This is a genomic window from Lacrimispora sp. YZC11, from assembly GCF_057543815.1.
Genome location: NZ_BAAJYQ010000006.1, coordinates 438595 through 460900, shown reverse-complemented (window position 1 = coordinate 460900; position 22306 = coordinate 438595). Strand labels below are relative to the sequence as shown.

The following is a 22306-nucleotide window of genomic DNA, read 5'->3' as shown; positions in this document are numbered from 1 at the left end:
AGGGATAATGACAGGAGGATAAAGATGATACGTCAATGGAATGAAGAGTCTATGGATCATCGCAATACACTGCTTTATGCGATGGGAATATCGCCTGAGGATGCGGCCAGACCTATAATCGGCCTGATAAACTCATGGAATGAAATGAATCCGGGACATTTCCCCTTTAAAGATGTCATTGCAGAGATGAAGGAGGAAATCTATAAAGCAGGTGGACTTGCACTGGAACTTCCTATCACCGGTGTCTGTGACGGAATTTGCTCCAATACACCGGGTGACCGTTACACACTTCCGGCCAGAGATTTAGTATCGAGTGAAGTGGAGACGGTTGCAGAATTAAACATGCTGGAAGGCATGATTATCATGGCAACCTGTGACAAAGTTGTTCCGGGTATGATCATGGGCGCTTTGAGGGTGGATATTCCAACCGTTATGCTTACAGGCGGATACATGGCGGCAGGTCATTATAAGGGGAAAATGCTGACTCTGACCCATACAAAGCAGGCTTATGCAGCCTACATTGCGGGTGATATGAGCGAAGAGGATTACAAGGGAATCGTGAGAAATGCCTGCCCGACTCCGGGAGCCTGCCCCTTTATGGGAACGGCTAATACCATGTGCGCCATGGCCGAAGTTCTTGGTCTTTCTCCTCACGGTAACGCCAGTGTCCGCAGCCAGACCCCCCGGTGGCATGAGATGGCAAGGGAAGCGGCTGAAAAGGTTGTGGAGGCAGTAAAGGAAGAAAGACGGCCAAGTGATTTTATAGAACAAAAGAGCTTTGAGAACGTCGTACGCTATATGATGGCAACGGGAGGTTCTACCAACAGCTTGCTTCACATCCCGGCACTTGCACGTCAGGTAAAATGCGATATTGTCCCAGAAACCTTTGATAAAGTCAGCCGTGAAGTGCCGGTTATCAGCACCATTTATCCCAATCATCCAACTTATACAATGGAAGAATTTGATGCGGCCGGAGGGCTTGGGGCTGTTGTGAAGGAACTTGTCAAAGCAGGGAAAATCGATACGGCAGCAGGCGGTATGTTCGGCACCATCGGTGATAAGGCGAAACTTGCTGAAAATAAGGATATGAATGTGATTCATTCTGTGGAAAATCCCATCCATGAACAGGGTGGACTTGCCGTTCTTCACGGCAATATCGGAACGGACAGTGCGATTGTCAAATTCAGTGCGGTAGATCCGGCAGCATGGAAATTTTCAGGACCGGCCAAATGTTACGATTCTCAGGACGATGCCTGGAATGCGATTTTAAGGGATGAAATTGTGGCCGGCGATGTTGTAATTATCCGGTATGAAGGGCCAAAGGGCAGCCCGGGAATGCCCCATATGGAGACATTTATGGCAGCTGTTCTCGGAAAGGGACTTGGCAGCCGGCTTGCCCTTGTATCGGACGGCAGATTTTCGGGAGCAACCGGCGGTCTTGCAATCGGACATGTGAGTCCGGAGGCTTATGAAGGCGGAAACCTGGCTTTGATTAAAGACGGAGATATGATTTATATCGATGTTGAGGCGAGAATGCTGACGGTAGATGTGACAGAAGCGGAATTTGCTGACAGAAGAAAACGTTTCGAACCCGTTCATAAACCGGCTAAGGGATGGTTAAATCTTTACCGCAAGAATTGTACCTCAGCGCACCGTGGAGCAACTGTATTTTGGGACGACTGAATGCATTTAAACGACTATGCTGAAATCTCGTGTATATTCTGACAATGTGTGATAAAATTGGGAAAAAGGATCCATATTATGGAATTCACATATTGAGGTGATTGGAATGACAAATATTAAAGTGGTTGCAGAATTGGCAGGTGTTTCAGCTACAACCGTATCGAGAGTTTTAAGTGGAAAAAGTTATGTAAGTGATGACACTAGGATGCGTGTCATGGAGGCCATCCAGAAAACAGGCTACAGCCCCAACGTCATGGCGAAAGGTCTGAAAATGGGAAGGACCAATACCATAGTCCTTATGCTTCCGGATATCCAGAACCTTATTTTTCCCATGATTACACGGGGGGTCGAAGATGCGGCAAGACAAAAAAATTACACAGTAATTCTATGCAATACCGACGAGAATAGCGGTGTTGAAAAAGACTATATTTCCACTATGAAATCACGTCTTGTGGATGGGTTTATTGTAGGCTCCATGCTTCCAAACTCTATCCATATAAGAAACCTCCGCACAGAAGGATTCCCCCTTGTGCTTATAAACCGCTTTTATGCCAGGGACGAGGGAAAAATAGATATTGTTGCCATAGACAACTTTAAAGCGTCCTATAATGCAGTCCGGTACTTAATTGGTTCCGGATATAAAAAAATCGCTTTGGCCCTGGGGCGGGAGAACCTTTATTTGTATAATGAGCGTTATCGGGGCTACCGGGCGGCGCTTGAAGATCATAACATCCCTTATAATGAAAACCTGGTTATGAGGGAGGCGACAGGAAGCAGCAGCTTCTACAGCATGACACAGGCTTTGATGAACTCGGAAAACAGGCCGGATGTGATATTTGCAACCAGCGACCCGAAGGCATTTGTTATTCTTCATGCCCTTCATGAGATGGGGATCCGCATTCCGGAAGACGTCTCTGTACTCAGCTTTGATAATGTAACCCTTTCAGGGATGGTGGAGCCGCCACTTTCCACTGTGGCACAGCCATTTTATGATATAGGTGTAAGGGCGACCAATAATCTGATCCATCAAATCCAATATAAAGATGAGAAGGGAGCGCTTCCCCAGCCGTTAAAAGAGCTGTTGGAGACAGATTTAATTATACGGGCTTCAACAAGATAGGAGATATATATATGAGCAACCACTGGGGAATTAATCTTTGGAATTGGGTGAATGAACTGGGACTTGAATGTGTAGGATTGCCTGAAAAAGCATTTAAGATGGGATTTACGGCAGTGGAACTTCCCATGACTGTTCCTGAGATTCCGAAGAAACTTATGGATGAAATCCGTTCCCTGGATATGGAAGTGAGCCTTTGCGCCGCACTTGGAGCTGGGCGTGATCTTTCCAATTTTGATGAGACGATCCGGCAGAACACAATAAAATATATGACGGAATGTTTGAAATCGGCGGAAGCAGTTTCCGCAACAGTATTTGCCGGCCCTCTTTATACGGGGGGAGGAAAGAAACACCAGCTTTCTGAGGATGATGAAAAAAGAGAGTGGGAGCTTGCAGTAACTGGTATCCGTAAAGTTTCTGCCATAGCAAAAGAATGCGGTGTGCGGCTTGCTCTTGAACCTTTAAACCGGTATCGGACCAGCGTTGTCAATACAGCGGCTCAGGCGTTAAAGCTTGTTTCCGATATTGGAGAGGAAAACGTAGGGGTACATTTTGATACATATCACGCCGGAATTGAGGAAGACAGCATCACGGATGCGTTTGAAGCCGTGCTGAAGGAAGAAAAAATGTATCATTTTCATGCCTGCTCAAATAACAGAGGAGTTCCGGGTCAGGGATTCTTTCCGTGGAAGGACTTATGGGGGTTGATGCAAAGATACGATTATAAAGGGCATATCACAATGGAGACTTTTGCGCCCGGCGGCTTTGACGCCGGGTGGGTTCAGCCCCATAAGAGCGCGGATGAGATTGCCGAATCTGGAATCCTCTATATGAAGCAGCATGACTGGCATTAAAAATAAGGAGATGACTGAAGAATGGCGTCACATGAAAAGTTTAATTATAAGACATTGAATGAGGTTGTAGAAAAAGTAAATTCTCTTGGTGTAAATATAAAATTCAGCGAAGATTTATCTCCGCTTCGTGCCGAGGTAAAGGTAGGAAAACGGATTGCACCCAATGCAATTGCAATCCTTCCAATGGAAGGCTGCGATTCAAATCCCGATGGTTCTCCTTCTGAGCTTGTTGAAAGAAGATATAAGAGGTTTGCAGAAGGCGGAGCGGGATTACTTTGGTGGGAGGCTTGCGCGGTTGTCGCGGAAGGACGGGCCAATCCGCTCCAGATGATGCTGACCAAGGAGAATATGCCGCAGTTTAAGGCTGTTGTTGAACGGTGCAATCAGTCGGCAGTTGCCCGCAATGGTAAAAAACCACTGAATATTTTACAGTTAACACACTCCGGCCGCTATTCCAGACCGGAAGGTCATAAGGGAGCGCCTATTGTTCCCCAGCATGACCCTATTCTGGATCCGAGAGTCGGGCTTGCGGCAGAAGCACCTGTCGTGACCGATGAATATCTGGACAATTTAACGGCTCATTATGTGAAAAGTGCGGTTTTGGCGAAGGAAGCAGGTTTTGACGGTGTGGATATAAAGAATTGCCACCGGTATCTTTTGAGTGAGTTGATTGCCAGCCACACAAGAGAGGGAAAATACGGCGGAAGCTTTGAAAACAGGAGCCGGTTTCTTCGCCAGACAATCCGTGCCGTCCGGGAAGCTGTGGGCGATGACTTTATTATAGCCTGCCGTTTCAATGTATTTGACGCTCATCCTTATCCCTATGGCTTCGGCTGCGATCGGGAAGACATGTGGAAGTTTGATCCCACAGAGCCCATGGCTCTTGTACGGATGCTGGTGGAAGAGGGCGTTGACCTTTTAAGCAATTCTGCGGGAAATCCCTATTATATTTATCCTCAGGTAACAAGGCCTTTCGACTTATCCAGCATGGGAGTCCCCACTCCGGATGAACATCCCCTTGAAAGCATGGACCGGCTGTTTGAGTTTACACGGCAGATTCAGAAAGCAGCAGGTGATGTGCCTGTTGTGGGAAATGGTTATACCTGGCTGCGGCAGTTCCTTCCTTATGCGGGTGCAGCGAACCTGGCTGACGGAAGCTGTAAATTTGTGGGTATGGGACGTTCTGGCTTTGCATATCCGGATGCCCCCCGCGATATTCTGCTGAAAGGAGAAATGGATCCGAAGCAGTGCTGCGTCACCTGTTCAAAATGCACTCAGATTATGAGAGACCATGGAAGAACCGGCTGCGTCATCAAAGACAGCGAAATCTACGCGGGCTTTTATAAGGAGTACAGAGAGGAAGCTTCCATGCGTGAGAAAAGTTTCCAATGAAGGAGGACTTAAAAGTGAGTGTAAAAACCAGCAGAATTGGGAAAGTAACCGAGCCCATGAAAGCAATCATCGGGAAAAGGGATATTCAGTCTCCGAAAAAGGACCAGGTTCTGATTAAGATTAAATCAAGTGCCATTTGCGGCAGTGATATCCACATTTTTAAAGGGAAACATCCTTCGGCCCCCCTTCCGGTGACCATTGGGCATGAATTTTCGGGAGATGTGGTTGAGGTTGGAGAAGACGTTACCAATGTGTCTGTGGGAGACCGGGTAACGGTGGAACCTTGTATTGTCTGCGGAACATGCGATGCCTGTTGTCGTGGAGATTACGGATATTGTGAGAATATATCGTTTACATACAGAAATGGCGACGGAGCCATGGCAGACTATATTCTGATCAATGAGCCGTATGTGTATAAACTTCCTGAATACCTGACTTATGATACAGGTGCCCTGATTGAACCCTTGAGTGTGGCAACCCATGCGGTACGCCGCGCAGATATCCGCCTTGGAGAGACAGTTCTTGTTATCGGAGCAGGCGCGATAGGAATGTTGATTGCGTCCATATGCAAAAAGAGCGGAGCTGCTGAAGTCATTATTGCAGATTTTTCTGATGAAAGGCTTGCAGCAGCGAAAAAGCTTGGCGCCACCATAACGGTTAATTCGGGAAAAATAAATCTGGAAGATGAGATACGCCGAATTACAAATGGAAAGGGCGTTGATAAGAGTTTTGAATGTGTTGGCCTGGAAGCATCATTTTTACAGGCGATGATGACATTAAAGAAAAATGGCCTGGCCACTGTTATTGGAATCTTTGAGAATCCGCAGATCAATATTCCTGCAAGCAGATTTGTCACCCATGAAATTAAAATCCAGGGTGCTCAGGGATACTGCTGGGATTTTCCGATTGCACTTAAAGTTGCCAGAGAATTAGACCTTGAACTTCTGATCACCCATCATTTTCCTCTTGATGATATTCAGAAAGCTCTTGAAACTTGCCTTGATAGGAAATCGGGCAGTATTAAGGTCCTCTTACATCCTTAGAGACACGATTTAAGAGAAACACCCTGCGGGCATACCTTTACGCCCGATAAAGCGGGGCGAACAGATGAAAGGTGAAAGAGAAAGTGAAAAAAACAGCGATTGTAACAGGAGGAAGCCGCGGCATTGGATTTGCCATTGCTTATCAGTTGGGCCTTGACGGCTACAATGTGGTCATCATGGCTACTTCTGCCGAAGATAAAAATCAGGAAAATATGAACAGGCTTAAAGCTGACGGGATTGAATATACATATGTTCAGGGAAATCTTGAAGATTCCAAAGACAGAGAGAATCTTGTCAGAAAAACGGTGGAGAGATACGGTGCTGTCCACGTACTTGTCAATAATGCAGGTGTTGCCCCAAATGTAAGGGCGGATTTGCTGGAGATGTCAGAAGAAAGCTTTGATCGTGTTGTAGGTATCAATACAAAAGGAAATATGTTTCTGACACAGGCAGTTGCAAACCAGATGCTGAAACAGCCCGTAGAGGGGAAAAAGCGGGGAACCATCATCAATATTTCATCCTGCTCTGCCGTTGTATCCAGTACAAACCGCGGAGAGTACTGCGTTTCTAAAGCAGGCATATCTATGCTGACCACCCTTTATGCGGACCGTCTTGCAGGAGAAAGCATTTTTGTCCATGAGATCCGCCCGGGAGTTATTGCTACGGATATGACCAGTACGGTGCAGGGAAAGTATGACACCCTTATTGAGCGGGGCGCATTCCCGATTACCAGGTGGGGGATGCCGGAGGACGTGGCCAATGCGGTCAGCGTTTTCTGCAGTGATAAATTCCTCTATACAACCGGAAATTATATTGATGTAGATGGAGGCTTTCATATCCAGAGGTTATAATAAGCCAGATAAAACCATGTGAATGGGGCTGCTGCAGAATGTGAAATCGGCAGCAGCCCCATTAATTCTGTAAAGAAAGGCGGACCAGATGAAACTACAGATGTTTAAAAAAGTACAGTTGTATCAGATGAACACGGTTATCGTGGGAACCGGAGCAGCCGGATTCAATGCGGCAGATCAGCTGTGGGCTTTAGGCCAGAAAGATATTGCGATTGTGACCGATCATGTGGGAGCGGGAACCTCCCGCAACACCGGTTCTGATAAACAGACCTATTATAAGCTGACGCTTTGCGGAAATGATCCTGACAGCGTGGGAGATATGGCAGATACTCTGTTTAGCGGCCAGTGTATGGACGGCGACATTGCCTTGTGTGAAGCGGCATTATCTGCAAGATGTTTTCTTAAGCTTGTTAACCTCGGCGTGAACTTCCCCCAGAACAGGTGGGGGGAATTCGTTGGTTACAAGACGGACCACGATCCCAGGTGCCGTGCCACAAGTGTAGGTCCATACACTTCAAAACAGATGACAGAGTGCTTAGAACAGGCAGTCAGGGAAAAGAATATTAAGATTTTTGACAGGATGCAGGTAATTAAGATTCTTTCCGACGGAGAAAGAGTGTATGGACTGCTTTGTCTGGATTTGAGCTGCCCGGATGATGAAGAAAGACGTTTTGTACTTTTTTCCTGTAAAAATATTGTGTTTGCCACCGGCGGGCCGGCCGGGATGTATGCGGACAGCGTGTATCCGGCCGGACATTATGGATCCAGCGGTCTGGCATTTGAGGCGGGGGCGAAAGGGAAAAATCTGACAGAATGGCAGTATGGGATAGCGTCCATCCATCCGCGGTGGAACGTATCGGGAACCTATATGCAGGCGCTTCCCCGTTTCTTTTCTACGGATGAAAATGGAAATTATGAGCGTGAGTTTTTAACAGATTTCTTTGAAAACCGGGATGCTATGCTCAGCAGTATTTTTTTTAAAGGATATCAATGGCCTTTTGACGTAAGAAAGCTTTCAGGAGGAAGTTCGATCATTGATATTCTGGTATATATTGAAAGGAGCAGAGGCAGACGGATATTTCTTGATTTTCGCGAGAATCCCGGCAGAGAACCGGTGAACTTTGAAAATCTGGATCAGGAGGCCTTTGAATATTTAAGCCGGGCGGGCGCTTGTTATGGGACACCGATAGAGAGATTAAGCCATATGAATATGCCGGCGGTGGAATTTTATCTTGGAAGAGGAGTAGATTTAAGGACAAAGCCTCTTGAGATTGCAGTGTGTGCTCAGCACAATAATGGTGGTTTGGCGGCTGATGCATGGTGGCATACGGATGTGGAGGGACTGTTTGCAGCCGGCGAGGTCTGCGGAAGCCATGGTGTCTATCGCCCGGGCGGAAGCGCTTTGAATTCCGGCCAGGTCGGCTCAGCAAGAGCTGCGCAGTACATAGCAGCCAGGAGACAGGGAGAGCCTGATAATTCGGGCGAAAGTTTTGAAGAAATTGCCGGAAAAGCGGTATATGATGCGGAAAAGATGGTATCGCAGGTTACGGGTGAGAAAGAAGGGCGAATCGCAGTGAGAGAGCTTTGGAACCGTGCAACCGTCCGCATGAGCCGGTTCGGAGCGGCCATACGGAATCCCGAAAAGATTGAACTGGCCATAAAGGAGGTTCAAGAGGAACTTTCGCATTTGGGTGATTTCGCCTGGGTGGAAAACGGGAAGGAACTCTGGCGCGCCTTTCGGCTTAGAGATATGCTTATCAGCCAGTTTGTGTATCTCTCTGCTATGAAAGATTATGTTGACCATCAAGGAAGGAGCAGAGGCAGCGCTCTTTACACGGATCTTAGCGGACAAAAGCCAGATCCAAGGCTGCCGGAAGAATTTACATTCTGCCTTGATGACGGCAGCAGTGCAGATTTGATACAGGAAGTTTCTTATAGAAATGGGAAGGCTGAATTTGAATGGAGAAAGGTGAGAACGATTCCTGAAGATGATAACTTCTTTGAGAATGTGTGGAGGCAGTTCAGAGAAAATCAAAATATTTATTAGTAATATTTTACTATATTTCAGGTGCTTAGCCCTGTACAACCATTATTGGAAGGAAAATGCTCTGATAATGATGGTTGTACGGGGTTTTTCAACTGGGCACGAAATCGTAAGCAGTTTTAAGCAATAACTTAAGTCTGGCATCCCGGTGATCATTTCACAGTGTCCATTCCTTCTTTTAACATTTTTTGAATACTCTGATTATGGGCTCGACGTATTCTCTTTAGACTGTATAAAGTATCGGGATCATTATTTATCACATTTACCCCAAATTTACAAGTTATGGTCGCTTTAAAACCTAGTTTTTTAATGATGGTTTCTAATTTGTCGTTATATTTACCATATGGATAGATAAACGTATTTGGACTACTTCCTGTCACAGACATAATTTTTTCCTGCAGCGTATTTATATCATTCGATAAAAATTCTTCATAGTGCTCCAATGATTCATTAGCCATTTGACTGCATCCATAACGTTCTTTCGTAATTTTATGTAAATTATAGGAATGGCTTTGTATTTCAACCAGTCCAGATTGCTGCATTTCTTTTACCTCATCCCATGTTACGTGAGAATAATCAATATTTTCATCACATACTTTCGAAAAATCATCGACGCTTTTTCCAATTATAGATAAAACTATTTTCATATCATATTCTTTTAGTAGAGGATAAACATTTAAATAGGTACTAAGATATCCGTCATCAAAAGATAGAATGACTGGATTCTGGGGTAATTCCTTTTTATCATGAACATAATCTATTAATTGCGTCATTGTTAAAGTATTGTAATGATTTTCTTTTAAATACTTTAAATCACTTTCAAATTCCTTGGGACTAATGACATCATTGCCAAAACCACTATTTTTTACTTGATGATACATTATGATCGGAACTAAAATTCCATCAGCAGGTTGTACGGAAGAGACCACATGGATTTTATATAGACTTTTAACTATGGAAATAGATAATAAGCTGAAAGTTATGATCAGTATTATATTTATTAGAATACTTCTATATTTTTTTATTCGATCCATAATTATGCCCTTATATGTTGTTATAACAATTGTATGACGAAAATGTGAATTAATACATATTTATTATACTTATCGTGCGCTAAATTTATAGTTGAACCATTCAATTAATAAAAGAGGTGAGTATAGAAAAATGAATATTGAGAGATTAGTAGGAGTGTTAAACAGACAATCTCAAGCTTATATAAATAATCTCGGGAGAGTGCTTAAATGGCATTCAAGAGGTCATAGGTCCGAATTCCGCTATCTTCACTTAGACAATAAGCCACAGGCATGAATGCTTGCGGCTTAAATTTAAACTTATAGGGACAGGACATTTGGTGAATCAAGGGCAGATATTGAAAGGCATGTTTTCAGAGATGAGAATGTGCTAATTAAAATATCTGATGCCCACCTTCCAAGGCCTCATCCAGTTGTTTATCGGTACACCTTCTAGCCGCCTCTGCATCACGCTCTTTGAGGCATTTATATAAACAAAGTACGCTATCGTACAGTGCCTCTTTCCCATAACGCAGACAAAAACGCTTCCAAAGCTGTGTTACAACAGGTTTAAAAGATATGTAAATTAAAGGTATAATACTGTTTCCACTGATAACGGAAAGTCTGTGATGAAAAGAAAAGGTGGCTGAGACCGTTTCTTCAATCGAAGTTGCATCTGCAACTTCCTCTAATAATCCTTCCAATCCAAGAATATCCTCATTCGATGAATTCTTTATAATCGAATCCGTTGCCAGATGTTCCAATGCCCGGCGTACTTCAAGTATTGAGTAAATCTCTGCTTGCCCAAGTGTATCTCCGTGATATTCCATAATGGCATTTAAGGTATTGATATTTCCGTTCCTGCCGTAATCCGCTACAAATACCCCCTGCCTTGGATGCACTTCCAAAAAGCCTTGTTTTTCAAGTTCTGCAAACCCACTGTTAACCACTGCACGGCTAACCTGCATCTGTCTCGCAATCTCCCTTTCAGGAGGTAATTTACTTCCAACAGGGATATGCCCTGATAAAATCATGTCACGAATCTGACAAATAAACATTTCTTTTAAGCTCAAAGCGCTAAGTTTCTGAAATTCCATATTTCCCCCCTTGTTCTGGCTCTGGTCATACCAGAAATCAATACTATTTTATCATACATTCTTACAAAAATTCAACAAATAAATAAGTAATAATGACAATTATTTTTTACATTATTGCTAGTTTTCATAGAATATTCTATAATAATATTGTTAAAAAATAAACTAAACGATTCATCTGGCTGAACCAGAACACTTATGAAAAATATTCTTGTATCTTGACGGTTGAAAGACCTTTGAAGAAAAGGAAAATGCCAAAAAGTGATTTTTCGTCCAGCAGATGACAGAAAAGAGAATGTAAAGAAAGGAGCGCGACACATGGAAGATTTTAAAGTTCTTGAGATAAAAACAAGTGTCTTTGCTGACAACAACATACAAGCCGGAAAGCTTCGTGAAGAATTAAAGGAAAAGAAGGTTTTTCTTCTTAATCTGATGTCCAGTCCCGGAGCCGGGAAGACCACGACTCTGACACGTACGATTAATGCCCTAAAGAACGACTTTAACATTGGTGTTATGGAAGCGGATATTGATTCTGACGTGGATGCCCGTACCATTCAGCAAACTGGTGCAAAGGCTATCCAGCTGCATACCGGTGGTATGTGCCATCTGGATGCGGAAATGACCCGCCAGGGATTAGAGGGACTTGATACAGAAGGACTTGACCTTGTAATATTAGAAAATGTAGGCAACCTGGTCTGTCCTGCAGAATTTGACACCGGTGCAGTAAAAAATGCGATGATCCTCTCCGTCCCGGAAGGAGATGATAAACCTCTTAAATATCCGCTGATGTTTTCTATTTGCGATGTGATACTGATTAACAAGATGGATGTAATGCCGTATTTTAATTTTGATATGGAAAAATGCAAAGCTAATATTAGACTTCGTAATCCCAACGCTGTGATCATACCCATCAGTGCCTTAAAAGATGAAGGTATAAAGGAATGGACCGACTGGTTAAGCAATGCAGTAAAATCCTGGTGTGAATAATAAAAGCATAACTATCATAAAAAGGTATTCATAAACTTCAAATGCGCAAGACAAGCGCGGGAAAGGAAATTATGAGTGAATTAAGACCTAAAATTGTAAGACTGGCGAAGATGGTAGGCGGTATAGCCGGAGCCATGAACAAAATCGATGAAAATTCTCCCGAATACTACGCTCTAAACTGTGTCGTAACAGATGACATGGCTGATATTGCTATGATTATCGGGCTGCGTAAACCCCGAACCTTCGAGTATGTTGCCAAGCGCTCCGGAAAGAGTAAAAAAGAGACAAAGGCGCTCCTAGAGCAGTTGGCCTACACAGGAGTCGCCAAAGTATGGAAGGATAAGGAAGATCATAAAGAGCGGTTTTTTGTGAATATCTTTGCCCCCGGTATGTTAGAAATGATGGTAAATAACCGTGAACAGCTTAACGAACATCCTGAAATCGGCAAAGCCTTCGAAGAATATACCAGACTGCGACTTGCGCCTATGGCAGCAAAATTCCCTCAAGGCATGGCAATGATGCGTGTCATTCCAGTCGAAGAGGCCATCAAGGATATCCCCGGTACAAAACCCTGGGAACATCTCTCTTATTACCTGGATAAATATGATACGTTCACGGTATCTGACTGCTCCTGCCGCCAGTCACGCCGTGTACTGGATGAGGGCTGCGGCCATCTGGAAAAAGACATCTGTATCCAGATGGGTGAAGGTGCCGAATATTACATAAGAACAGGCAGAGGCCGCCAGATTTCACGGGAAGAAGCAAAAGAAATTATTAAATTTGCAGAGAATAACGGCCTGATGCATGAAATGCCCCATACCGACGGACTCGGTGAATCAGCGGCAATCTGCAACTGCTGTGGCTGCTCCTGCTTCTCCTTGCGTCTTGCAACACTTTTTAATACTCCAGATTCCATACGTTCCAACTTCACTGCCAAGGTAAAAAAGGAAAACTGTGTAGCCTGCGGACAGTGTGTGGAAAATTGTCCGGTTAATGCTTTAAAACTTGGCCAGAAACTCTGTTCCAAAACACCTGTTGCCATAAAGTCAGAACCTACCGCACGTGACCATGTCTGGAAAGAAAGCAACTGGAATGTGGATTACCGCGAGAACCGTAAAGATGTTACAGAAGAAGGTACATCTCCTTGTAAAACTGCCTGTCCTGCACATATTTCCGTACAGGGTTACATAAAGCTTGCTGCTTCCGGCCGCTACCATGAAGCATTAGAGCTGATAAAGAAAGAAAATCCCTTCCCTGCTGTCTGCGGACGTATCTGTCCTCATGGCTGTGAAAGCGAATGCACCCGCGGAGATATTGATGAACCGGTTTCCATCGACGAAATCAAAAAATTTATTGCGGATAAAGAGCTGGATAGTTCTATCCGCTATATCCCGCCTATGCGTTATCACCTTGGAAATAAAATCGCAGTGGTCGGCTCCGGTCCTTCCGGTCTTTCATGTGCATATTACCTGGCAATTGATGGTTATCAGGTAACAGTATTTGAAAAGGAAGAAAAACTTGGCGGTATGCTTACCCTTGGTATTCCCTCCTTCCGCCTGGAAAAAGAGGTTCTTAATGCTGAAATAGACGTTCTGCGTGAAATGGGTGTTACCTTTAAAACCGGAATTGAAGTCGGAAAAGATATTACTCTTAATGGACTTCGGAAAGAAGGTTATGAAGCCTTCTATCTGGCAATAGGCGCACAGGGTGGCAGAAGCCTTGGCATTGAAGGGGAAGACGCTAAAGGTGTTATCTCCGGCGTTGATTTCCTTCGTGATGTAAACCTTGGAAGAAAGGCAGAGCTTTCCGGTAATGTAGTTGTGATCGGCGGCGGAAATGTAGCAATTGATGTAGCCCGTACAGGGGTAAGACAGGGGGCTGCTGCTGTTAATCTTTACTGTCTGGAAAGTCCCAGTGAAATGCCGGCATTACCGGATGAGATTGCAGAGGCAGAGGAAGATAAAGTTTCCTTTCATAATGGCTGGGGCCCTAAGCGCATCCTGACAGAAGATGGAAAGGTGACCGGTGTAGAATTTAAGCGCTGCATCAGTGTATTCGATGAAGGCCAGCATTTCGCTCCAAAGTACGATGAAAATGATACCATTACTGTGGAAGCTGATACCGTACTGCTTTCCATTGGCCAGACCATTGAGTGGGGCGGACTTCTCTCAGAAAGTAAGGTTGAGCTTGGACGCGGCGGTACTGCCAAAGCTGACAGCCTGACCTTACAGACTTCGGAACCGGACGTTTTTGTTGGCGGTGACTGCTTTACCGGACCCCAATTTGCGATCCATGCCATTGCAGCCGGAAAAGAAGGTGCAATCTCTATTCACCGTTATGTACAGCCGGGACAGTCTCTTGTATTTGGCCGTGACCGCCGGGAATACCATGCTTTTGATAAAAATAACGTTGCTATCGGATTACAGGATTTTGATAAGACTCCCCGCCAGAGACCAGGCCATTCTCCTGAGAAAAAGGGCAGCTTCTATGATGAACGTATGACCTTCACCGAGGAACAGTTAAAGAAAGAAACGGAACGCTGCCTTGGCTGCGGTGCGGTAGAAATCGACAGTTATATGTGTATTGGCTGCGGCATGTGTACTACCAAATGCAAATTTGATGCAATTCATTTAGAGCGCACCTATAACACGGTTCCCAATACCTATGAAAAGCTTCCTGTCAAGATTGCCGCCAACGCCATTGTTCGTACCGGAAAGATTGCTGCAACCACCCTCAAAGAAAGCGTTGGCAGAAGAAGCTAACAAGAAAAGGAGAGGCAACAATGCATGAGCTTGGTGTATTAAACTCTATGGTCCACACTATTGAGCGTATCGTAAAGGAGCAGAATATAACAGAGGTCCGCAAGCTTGTCATCGAAGTTGGCGAGCTTTCCGGTATCGTGCCCAGATACTTAGAGCAAAGCTGGCCTGCTGCCTCCTATAAGACTTTTATGGAAAAAACAGAACTGGAACTTATCGTCATTCCCGGTATTGTTAAATGTAAAGGCTGCGGCAGGGTATTTAATGCCGTTTACAGTGATTTAAATTGCCCTGGCTGCGGCAGTATGGATATGGAAATCCTGGAAGGCGACGACATGATAATTAAGGAAATCGTGTGTAACTAAAGGATTCTAACGATGAATTGGCGGAGGCTGTGGAAGAAGAAATCGTCATTTAAAAGAAAAGGTGAATGCCAGAACGTTCTCATGAATTTAATATTAAAGAAATAGAAGCGTATTAAACAAGGAGGAATGGGTATGTTTGTGTTTTCAGAAAGTGTTCCGACAATATTGGTTTTACTGGTATGGCTTGGGGTGTTTTTATCGTTGTTTGCTGCAAATGAATTGAGCCGTCGCTTTAAATGGGTGGGGTTTGGCTGCTTTGTTGTGCTTCCGGTTGTTTTAACAGTTTTATGGGTGACGACGTTAAAGGATACGTCTTATATGGACTGGTTTCATCTTGCAAAGGTTTACTCTTCTACGGCGGGGTGTATTGGTTTTTGGTGTATCCGTCATATCAAAAAGCTGCAGCATAATAAAATTGCGCTATGTTTCCCACCGTTAATTCTGGCTATCAATATCCTGGAAGCCTGTTTCCGTGATTTTGAAGTAAGCCAGTATGTGACACCGGTTATGGAGTATATGAACAATCAGGTTCAGTACTATATCGGCGGTTCATGGAATGTCATGAACGGGATTGCAGGTCTTTTAAATATTGTGACCATTACTGGCTGGTTTGGAATCTGTATTCGAAAGAAGACCAGTAAGGATAAAAGCCAGGATATGCTTTGGCCTGATATGATGTGGTTCTGGATTATCGCCTATGATTTATGGAATTTTGCTTATACCTATAACTGCCTTCCGACTCATGCCTGGTATTGCGGATTAGCACTTTTACTGGCCCCGACAATTTGTGCATTTACAGTGGGTAAGGGGGCATGGCTGCAGCATCGTGCCCAGACTCTTGCACTGTGGTGTATGTTTGCCCAGACGTTTCCGGTATTTCAGGATGCCAGCAGTTTTCTGGTGCATTCCCGATCCAGTAAGGCTATTGCAGAAGCAGCTATACGGGAAGGAATGCTTTCCCCTGATGGGTATACGGTATTGACCGGAACAGGAATCCAATCGGTGGCAGGTGTATCACCGGATACTACTTTTTTATTTGTCATGAGTTTGCTGGCTCTTCTTGCAAATATCGGAGTATTTGCCTATATGATTCACAGAATGTATAAGACAAAGAGAAATCCGTATACCGGAGAATTATATACGGATCATAAGAAGTATCTGGAAATTAAGACTTTGGCGGAGTAAATTTAATGTATGGAAGGGCTGTTGTGAAATCTAAATTTACAGCAGCCTTTTTCTATTTACAAAAAGTCGGACTATTACCTTATAATATACAAATGTTAACATGTTTCCATTTCTCTGTACGATACTGTACAAAAGAAATAATCCAGTTTATTGACCAGCCAATTGGAGCAGCATACCATATCATTGCAATTCCAAAACGGGGAGCAAGCGTGACAGCGAGTAATACACGGATAAAAAGGTTTGCTAAATTTGCAATCGTAAACATCTTCATATCCCCGGCTCCGCGCAGCAAACCATCCACTGCCATTTTGAAACCAATCAGGTAGAAGAACCAGCCCATAAACATCAGATAATCTTGTCCGGCGGATACGGCGACAGCCGTTCCTCCCGCACCGAGAAAGAGAGCGATAATCGGACGATGCAGAGTTTCCAGCACCAGACAAATCAGCAGTGCATAAACAAGTATCATCTTATGTGCCTCATGGTAGCCTTCAACCACGCGATCTTGCTTATGAGCACCAATGTTTTGCGCTGTATAGGAGGATACTGCATTTCCAATCCCGGCCAAAGACACAATACAGATCGCTTCAATCCGCATAGCGGTAGAGAAGCCGGCCAGCGTAGACCCTGCATGTAACAGTCTTTTCCCGTTCCGGCAGATAAAGCTGTAGGTTTTCTTGTTATAAGGCAGGTTTTCTATAAGATAATTTCCCAGTTCTTCTTTTTCTTTTCCCAATGAAATTCATCATATTTTACATAACTTCCAATATTCTTTTCTCCCATATACTCATAATGCTCCTGCTTCCATATCAAGCATCTGTCACTACGTTTTCTGTCAGTTCCCCTAACTTTCTCTACCTACGATATATCTGTTTTCTGTAAAATTAGTACATTATATCCAGGCTTGGGCTATCCGTTTAGCATGGCGTCTTCTTTCATACGAATAAATGTGGCATCGTGATCCACTTTAGAATAGCTGTTCCTACCTTCAAATGTTTCAAAAGCTCTTTCGTATTTCTCTTTCCTTGAAAGGATGTCTTTTTTGAATTCTCTGCAGATCCCAGCTAATATTTGTAATGTACCAAAAGAAGTATAATGTATTATCGTAGAATTTATATTTATGTATTAAAATTGCCTTTTAATGTATCCAACAGAGTTTGACAGAATAATTATTTGATTGATAAAATTATAGTATAACAGCAATTGGGAAATAAAAGAAAAAAAACCTTCCGGGAAAGGAAAAGTGGAGATGATGAAGAAGGAGGAACTATACGTCTGGTATCAAACGGAACTTAACCGTCTGGAAGAGGAGAGGGAAATCTATGAAAGGGAAGTAGCACTTGTTGAAAAGCACCTGCATATTCGGAAGGAAACGGCTTGCTGTGAGGAACAGTATGAAGAAGAACTGCGGAAATTTGTAGAGGAGGAATGCTGAATGGGTGTGAAGATTTATCCCAGACGTGTAATCGACCGGGCCAATGTGACAGACCGGGAGCTGGATTGTCTGGCTGGGCATGTGAGAGGAATCAGGGCCTCACTTGGAATGCTTGGAAATGTTGGGAGATTATCATTAAAAGGACAAGCTTGGGACAGTGCCAGAAGCTATGTGGAAGAAGTAGAGATGCCTTACATAAATACAAAGCTTCAATGGATCGAAGCTATGAAGAATGGAAATACCAGATTCCGAAGTGAGGCCCAGCGTCTTCCTGGGGTCAACTGTCTGGATAAGGATCTGCTGGAGGAGGAATTTGATTATTGGGAAGACCGGCTGGACCGCGAATATGACAGAGAGCATCCCAGAAGTTCGGTAATTAGCCGGTGCCGGAGAATGATCCGGGACATCAACAGCAAACTGGTGGCAATCGATATTTTCGTACAAGCCACAGGAGGAATCTATGATCGGGCAACAGGGATACAGAATATCCTGGACCGTGCGGATACGGAGATCAAAAAGGTAAGTTACAATCCGCAGACGAACGAGATCCAATTTACTTCCATCAGCGCTATATGCTTAAAGGGATTAGAGCAAGTAGATGTGATGGAAGCAGTAAAGGTCACGGGTTTGTCTGAAGAGCAGATTCAGGAAGCCATGGAATATGGCTTTACCGTACAGGAGGTCTGCTCAGCATGGACAGCGGTACAGAACTCTAAAAAAAAGAAATGGAGACATGATGTAGTCGAACTGCTTTATGTGGCAGGAAAGGCGGAACGACTTGAATCGGTTGATTGGAAAGAAGTTGTACATAGCAGCAAGGAAGATTTGCAGGAAATCTATGATTGGATCAGACAAGAGAAAGAGAATGAATTAATTCACCGGTGGTTAAGTCCTGGATATAAAATGAGTAATAAAGAGATTGACATTGCTAAAGATATGATAGAGGAGTTCAGGGGAGGAGAAGGACTTTTCTCTGACAATCCTGAATTATTAGAAGTTATTGTTAATAAATGGAATGATTTGAAGAATAAGGTTGATAGTACAAATCTTTTAACGGGCTTGATTTCTGTTGGGCAAGCGATGATTGAGACTAAAATAACTGATGAGGTAGTTGAGGCGTTCTCTGATTCTTTATTTTCATTTTTAAGATATAATACAACGGCATTTATGGATGAAGGTCTGGTTGCTGTTACGACATCAGGAGTGAATGTTGTTGTGAGCCAAACTCCGAGTTTATTAAAACAATTCGTTAGATTGGGTGCTACAAAGGGACTCCCCATCATAGGAGGCGTTTTTGATTATGTCATAATGAGTGCTCAAGGAGAAGAATTAGGAGATGCGGTGGTAAAAGCAACGGCTCATGCAGTTATTTCCGCTGGTGCTGGAGCAGCAGGTGCTAAAATAGGTTTAGCAGTAGGGGCAGCTATAGGAAGTATTATACCTGGAGCGGGTACTGCTGCTGGAGCGGCAATAGGCGGAGTAATAGGCGGAGGAATTGGTTTTGTTGGTGGTATATTCGGCTCAAAGGCTTTTGACGATGTTTGGGACAACAGAGAAGAACTTGGAGAAAAGGTATCAGAAGTAGCGGATACAATAAAAAACAAATTTGTGGAAGCGAGTGGAAATATTATTGAGTCATTGAAAGGCTTTGTAAGCGGATTTAACTGCTTAGGGTCAGTTTTTGGATAAGGAAATAGCAATTATTATTAAGGTTGAAGATCAAAAATTATATTTTTACAAAGAACAGAGTGTTTACTATTACCATTGTGACAATTTTGATCCTGTTAGTAGGAAGTCGTTGGTTTTTAACATTACAACCATAAGTATGGTTAGCGCTATAGTTGGTTCACTTTGTAACACGATTTTTGGCAATCAAATACTACAATTGATCATTTTTTCAAATAATCTTATGGCAAGATTTGCACTACTTATAGGTCTCGTAATATTGTTTTATTTTTTAGGGAATCGCTATATTCAAAAAAATACACGACTGCCAGAAGTTAATAATGCGGATGTATACTGGCAATCGGGGAATCATCTTGATGTGTTGCGATCAACATATAAAGCACATAACATTATTGATATTACGATGATATTTACTGGTATTTTTTGCATTATTTTCAGTATAACATTTCTGATTTCTGGAAATCTTATTGCCTTGGTCTTGAATTTAGTAGTATCATTTATTTTTATTCTGTTAGTTAGTGTTATAGGAGTTAAGTATGAGATTTCTGGAACAGACTTAGTTTTTGATTATCATATAACAAGAAAATTACTTAAAAAATTGAAAAAAGAAGGGATGTTTTAAATATGGAAAAACAATATATTCTTCCAATTGGTACGGTTGTCCAAACAAAAAATGGGAATGTGAAATTGATGATTGTAGGACGTGCGCAACTTTTTAATAATAATGGTGTGATTGGTTACTTTGATTATTCAGCCCTTATCTATCCGGAAGGCGTCACAAAGGAACAGGAGTTCGCCTTTTTTAACCATGAGGATATCAAGGAAATATATTTTGAAGGCTATCGTGATGATGTAGAGATAAAATTTGCTGAAAAATATGATGAGAATATTCAAAAATCACCATATCCTAAATTAAGGTTAGAATATGACATTTCTTCAAAAGAATAAAAGCACGAAATAAATAAATAAAGAGTAATTGATTACTGAAAAAATCTTGCGTATTTGAAATAAACGAAATGTTTTGAGGAAATGTATGGGGAAGATTTGTGCAGGAGGAATAAATCATGGGTGTGAAGATTTATCCCTGACGTGTAATCGACCGGGCCGATGTGACAGACCGGGAGCTGGACCATCTTGCAGAGCATGTGAGAGGAATCAGGACTTCACTTGGAATGCTTGGAAAGTTGGGAGATTAGCATTAAAAGGACAAGCTTGGGACAGTGCCAGAAGCTATGTGGTAGAAGTAGAGATGCCTTACTTAAATACAAAGCTTCAATGGATCGAAGCTATGAAGAATGGAAATACCAGATTCCGAAGTGAGGCCCAGCGTCTTCCTGGGGTCAACTATCTGGATAAGGATGCTGGAGGAGGAATCAAGCTGCTTTCCATTGCTGCAAAGCTTTGGGCTTTCATGGATTGCGGGTATCGTTTAAGTGTTTACTCATGCAGTGCATGCCTTGTTTTCTAATGCTGATAAAAAGAACAATTTACCGCGGCAGGTAAAATTGTTCTTTTTCTTTGTTGATGGGGCTCAGCGCACAAACGTATGATGTATACGGCTGGGTGATGGCGCAGGTTGAACTGGACAGACTCATGTCGCAAATGGAAACCGGAATACTCAATCTGGATGCCCTTAGTAATGCGGTAAATATAGCCATTGCACATACGCTAACCAACTATGATTTACATAACCCTTCTTATTGGAAGACTGCTAAGGGGAAAATCTGTCTTTTTACTGGATTTTGGAAGAATTTCCAGGGCTGAAGCGACGTGCCTTTTTTCCTTCTGCTTTAGGCAGAATTCCTCCGGATTAATGTAGTGGCAATTTCCAGTTTTACGGAGGTAGCATCCGGCTCTTCCAAGCGGCTAATGAGTCTGTTAGCAGCCATTTTTCCCATATAGTGCTTAGGTACGTGAATGGTAGTAAGGGCTGGATCCACAATGATTCCCGCAGGGATGTTGTCAAAGCCCACGATGGATATATCCTCCGGTATCCGGTAGCCATGCTGCTTAAATGCCTTAAGTGCGCCCAGAGCGATTAAATCATTGTCAGCAAAGTAGCAGGGAGCCAGAGGTTCCTGCCTTTTAAGGATTTCCAGTATATCCGCATAAGCGCCTTCAATAGAAGGAGTGACCGAGTGGACTATGCTGTTGGAGGCGGCCATTCCATAGGTGTGAATTGCCTTAAAGAAGCCGGAATATCGTTCTGCAAAATTTCCGATCGGGTATGAGGAATGGAGATAGCCAGGTTGTTTTTCGGTAGTTTTTATTAAGTAAGAGGCTGCAAGAAAAGCTCCCTGGATGTTGTTGATAATGATGCTGTCGCAGGGAACCGTTTCAAAATAGCTGTCCAGTAAGACGATTGGGATAGTTAGGGCCCGAAAAGGAAGAAAATCTTCAGGCGTCATTTCGGTTCCCAAAAGGATGATTCCTGTACAGCCGGAATAGAGCATATCCTTTAATCGATTTTCGATATTCCCTTCCTCTCCGTATAAATAACGGATTTCCATCTTGTAATTGTTTTTCTGACAACCGGCCGCAATTCCTTCGGAAAGCTCTTGAAAAAAGGGGTTGCTTCCAACGATAGCTCCGTGTTTTTTATAAATAATTAAGTAAATACTACTCACATCCCTTGGGCGAAATGTGTGACGCGTCAAATCATAGTCCAACTTCTGGGCTGTTTCAATGACCCTCCTTCTTGTTTCCGTGCTGACGCCTGGTTTGTTATTTAAAGCCATGGATACGGCGGCAGCTGAAAGGTCTAAAATTTTTGCCAGCTCTTTTGCAGTAATTCCCATAGA

20 protein-coding genes are annotated in these 22306 nt (G+C 43.3%); 16 read left to right on the top strand and 4 right to left on the bottom strand.

Annotation, left to right across the window (positions count from 1 at the left end):
• Positions 1 to 24: 24 nt before the first annotated feature.
• The 7 genes from ilvD to AC27IJ_RS08380 all read left to right on the top strand — a co-directional run bounded on the left by ilvD (position 25) and on the right by AC27IJ_RS08380 (position 8987).
• Entirely contained in the window at positions 25 to 1683 is a 1659-nt protein-coding gene (ilvD, locus tag AC27IJ_RS08410; protein WP_312442383.1) for a dihydroxy-acid dehydratase, read from the top strand.
• Positions 1684 to 1789: 106 nt separating this feature from the next.
• Entirely contained in the window at positions 1790 to 2803 is a 1014-nt protein-coding gene (locus tag AC27IJ_RS08405) for a LacI family DNA-binding transcriptional regulator (protein WP_312442385.1), read from the top strand.
• 11 nt (positions 2804 to 2814) lie between these two features.
• Positions 2815 to 3654 (top strand): sugar phosphate isomerase/epimerase family protein, encoded by an 840-nt coding sequence (locus AC27IJ_RS08400; protein WP_312442386.1) that lies wholly within the window; start codon positions 2815 to 2817, stop codon positions 3652 to 3654.
• Between the two features lie 21 nt (positions 3655 to 3675).
• The gene (locus AC27IJ_RS08395; protein WP_487148367.1) at positions 3676 to 5046 is read left to right on the top strand and encodes an oxidoreductase; all 1371 of its coding nucleotides are present in this window, start codon (positions 3676 to 3678) and stop codon (positions 5044 to 5046) included.
• A gap of 14 nt (positions 5047 to 5060) precedes the next feature.
• The gene (locus tag AC27IJ_RS08390; RefSeq protein WP_487148365.1) at positions 5061 to 6089 is read left to right on the top strand and encodes a zinc-dependent alcohol dehydrogenase; all 1029 of its coding nucleotides are present in this window, start codon (positions 5061 to 5063) and stop codon (positions 6087 to 6089) included.
• A gap of 83 nt (positions 6090 to 6172) precedes the next feature.
• The gene (locus AC27IJ_RS08385; protein WP_312442389.1) at positions 6173 to 6940 is read left to right on the top strand and encodes a 3-ketoacyl-ACP reductase; all 768 of its coding nucleotides are present in this window, start codon (positions 6173 to 6175) and stop codon (positions 6938 to 6940) included.
• A gap of 88 nt (positions 6941 to 7028) precedes the next feature.
• Positions 7029 to 8987, top strand: a complete 1959-nt coding sequence (locus AC27IJ_RS08380) for an FAD-binding protein (protein WP_487148363.1) — start codon at positions 7029 to 7031, stop codon at positions 8985 to 8987.
• 149 nt (positions 8988 to 9136) lie between these two features.
• On the opposite strand, the gene AC27IJ_RS08375 is transcribed toward AC27IJ_RS08380, so the two are convergent.
• A complete protein-coding gene (locus AC27IJ_RS08375) occupies positions 9137 to 10018 on the bottom strand; it encodes a polysaccharide deacetylase family protein (RefSeq protein ID WP_312442391.1) in 882 nt (293 codons plus the stop codon).
• A gap of 371 nt (positions 10019 to 10389) precedes the next feature.
• The gene (locus AC27IJ_RS08370) at positions 10390 to 11091 is read right to left on the bottom strand and encodes a FadR/GntR family transcriptional regulator (protein ID WP_312442392.1); all 702 of its coding nucleotides are present in this window, start codon (positions 11089 to 11091) and stop codon (positions 10390 to 10392) included.
• A 315-nt stretch (positions 11092 to 11406) separates the two neighbouring features.
• Between AC27IJ_RS08370 and hypB the strand changes: the two genes are divergently transcribed.
• The 4 genes from hypB (at position 11407) to AC27IJ_RS08350 (ending at position 16384) form a co-directional block, all read left to right on the top strand.
• Positions 11407 to 12075 (top strand): hydrogenase nickel incorporation protein HypB, encoded by a 669-nt coding sequence (gene hypB, locus AC27IJ_RS08365; RefSeq protein ID WP_025232235.1) that lies wholly within the window; start codon positions 11407 to 11409, stop codon positions 12073 to 12075.
• 71 nt (positions 12076 to 12146) lie between these two features.
• Positions 12147 to 14837, top strand: coding sequence for an FAD-dependent oxidoreductase (locus tag AC27IJ_RS08360; RefSeq protein WP_487148360.1), 2691 nt, complete (start codon positions 12147 to 12149; stop codon positions 14835 to 14837).
• Positions 14838 to 14857: 20 nt separating this feature from the next.
• Positions 14858 to 15199 carry a hydrogenase maturation nickel metallochaperone HypA gene (locus AC27IJ_RS08355; protein WP_054789404.1) on the top strand — a complete coding sequence of 114 codons (342 nt, stop codon included), beginning with the start codon at positions 14858 to 14860 and terminating at the stop codon, positions 15197 to 15199.
• Between the two features lie 132 nt (positions 15200 to 15331).
• Positions 15332 to 16384, top strand: coding sequence for a DUF5692 family protein (locus AC27IJ_RS08350; protein ID WP_331655654.1), 1053 nt, complete (start codon positions 15332 to 15334; stop codon positions 16382 to 16384).
• 79 nt (positions 16385 to 16463) lie between these two features.
• Here the strand turns inward: AC27IJ_RS08350 and AC27IJ_RS08345 are convergent, their stop codons facing one another.
• Entirely contained in the window at positions 16464 to 17120 is a 657-nt protein-coding gene (locus AC27IJ_RS08345) for an MATE family efflux transporter (RefSeq protein WP_487148357.1), read from the bottom strand.
• Between the two features lie 513 nt (positions 17121 to 17633).
• Here AC27IJ_RS08345 and AC27IJ_RS08340 point away from each other — a divergent pair.
• The 5 genes from AC27IJ_RS08340 to AC27IJ_RS08320 all read left to right on the top strand — a co-directional run bounded on the left by AC27IJ_RS08340 (position 17634) and on the right by AC27IJ_RS08320 (position 20973).
• Positions 17634 to 17819 (top strand): hypothetical protein, encoded by a 186-nt coding sequence (locus tag AC27IJ_RS08340; RefSeq protein ID WP_487148355.1) that lies wholly within the window; start codon positions 17634 to 17636, stop codon positions 17817 to 17819.
• Complete coding sequence (locus AC27IJ_RS08335) at positions 17820 to 19508, top strand: hypothetical protein (protein ID WP_487148353.1); 1689 nt, start codon at positions 17820 to 17822, stop codon at positions 19506 to 19508.
• Positions 19501 to 20127 (top strand): hypothetical protein, encoded by a 627-nt coding sequence (locus AC27IJ_RS08330; protein WP_487148351.1) that lies wholly within the window; start codon positions 19501 to 19503, stop codon positions 20125 to 20127. Before AC27IJ_RS08335 ends, AC27IJ_RS08330 begins: the two co-directional genes overlap by 8 nt.
• Positions 20128 to 20129: 2 nt before the next feature.
• Positions 20130 to 20453, top strand: coding sequence for a DUF4176 domain-containing protein (locus AC27IJ_RS08325; RefSeq protein WP_487148349.1), 324 nt, complete (start codon positions 20130 to 20132; stop codon positions 20451 to 20453).
• Positions 20454 to 20538: 85 nt separating this feature from the next.
• Entirely contained in the window at positions 20539 to 20973 is a 435-nt protein-coding gene (locus AC27IJ_RS08320; protein ID WP_487148347.1) for a hypothetical protein, read from the top strand.
• 322 nt (positions 20974 to 21295) lie between these two features.
• Here the strand turns inward: AC27IJ_RS08320 and AC27IJ_RS08315 are convergent, their stop codons facing one another.
• Positions 21296 to 22303: a LacI family DNA-binding transcriptional regulator gene (locus AC27IJ_RS08315; RefSeq protein WP_487148345.1), complete on the bottom strand. Its 1008-nt coding sequence runs from the start codon at positions 22301 to 22303 to the stop codon at positions 21296 to 21298.
• Positions 22304 to 22306: the final 3 nt, after the last annotated feature.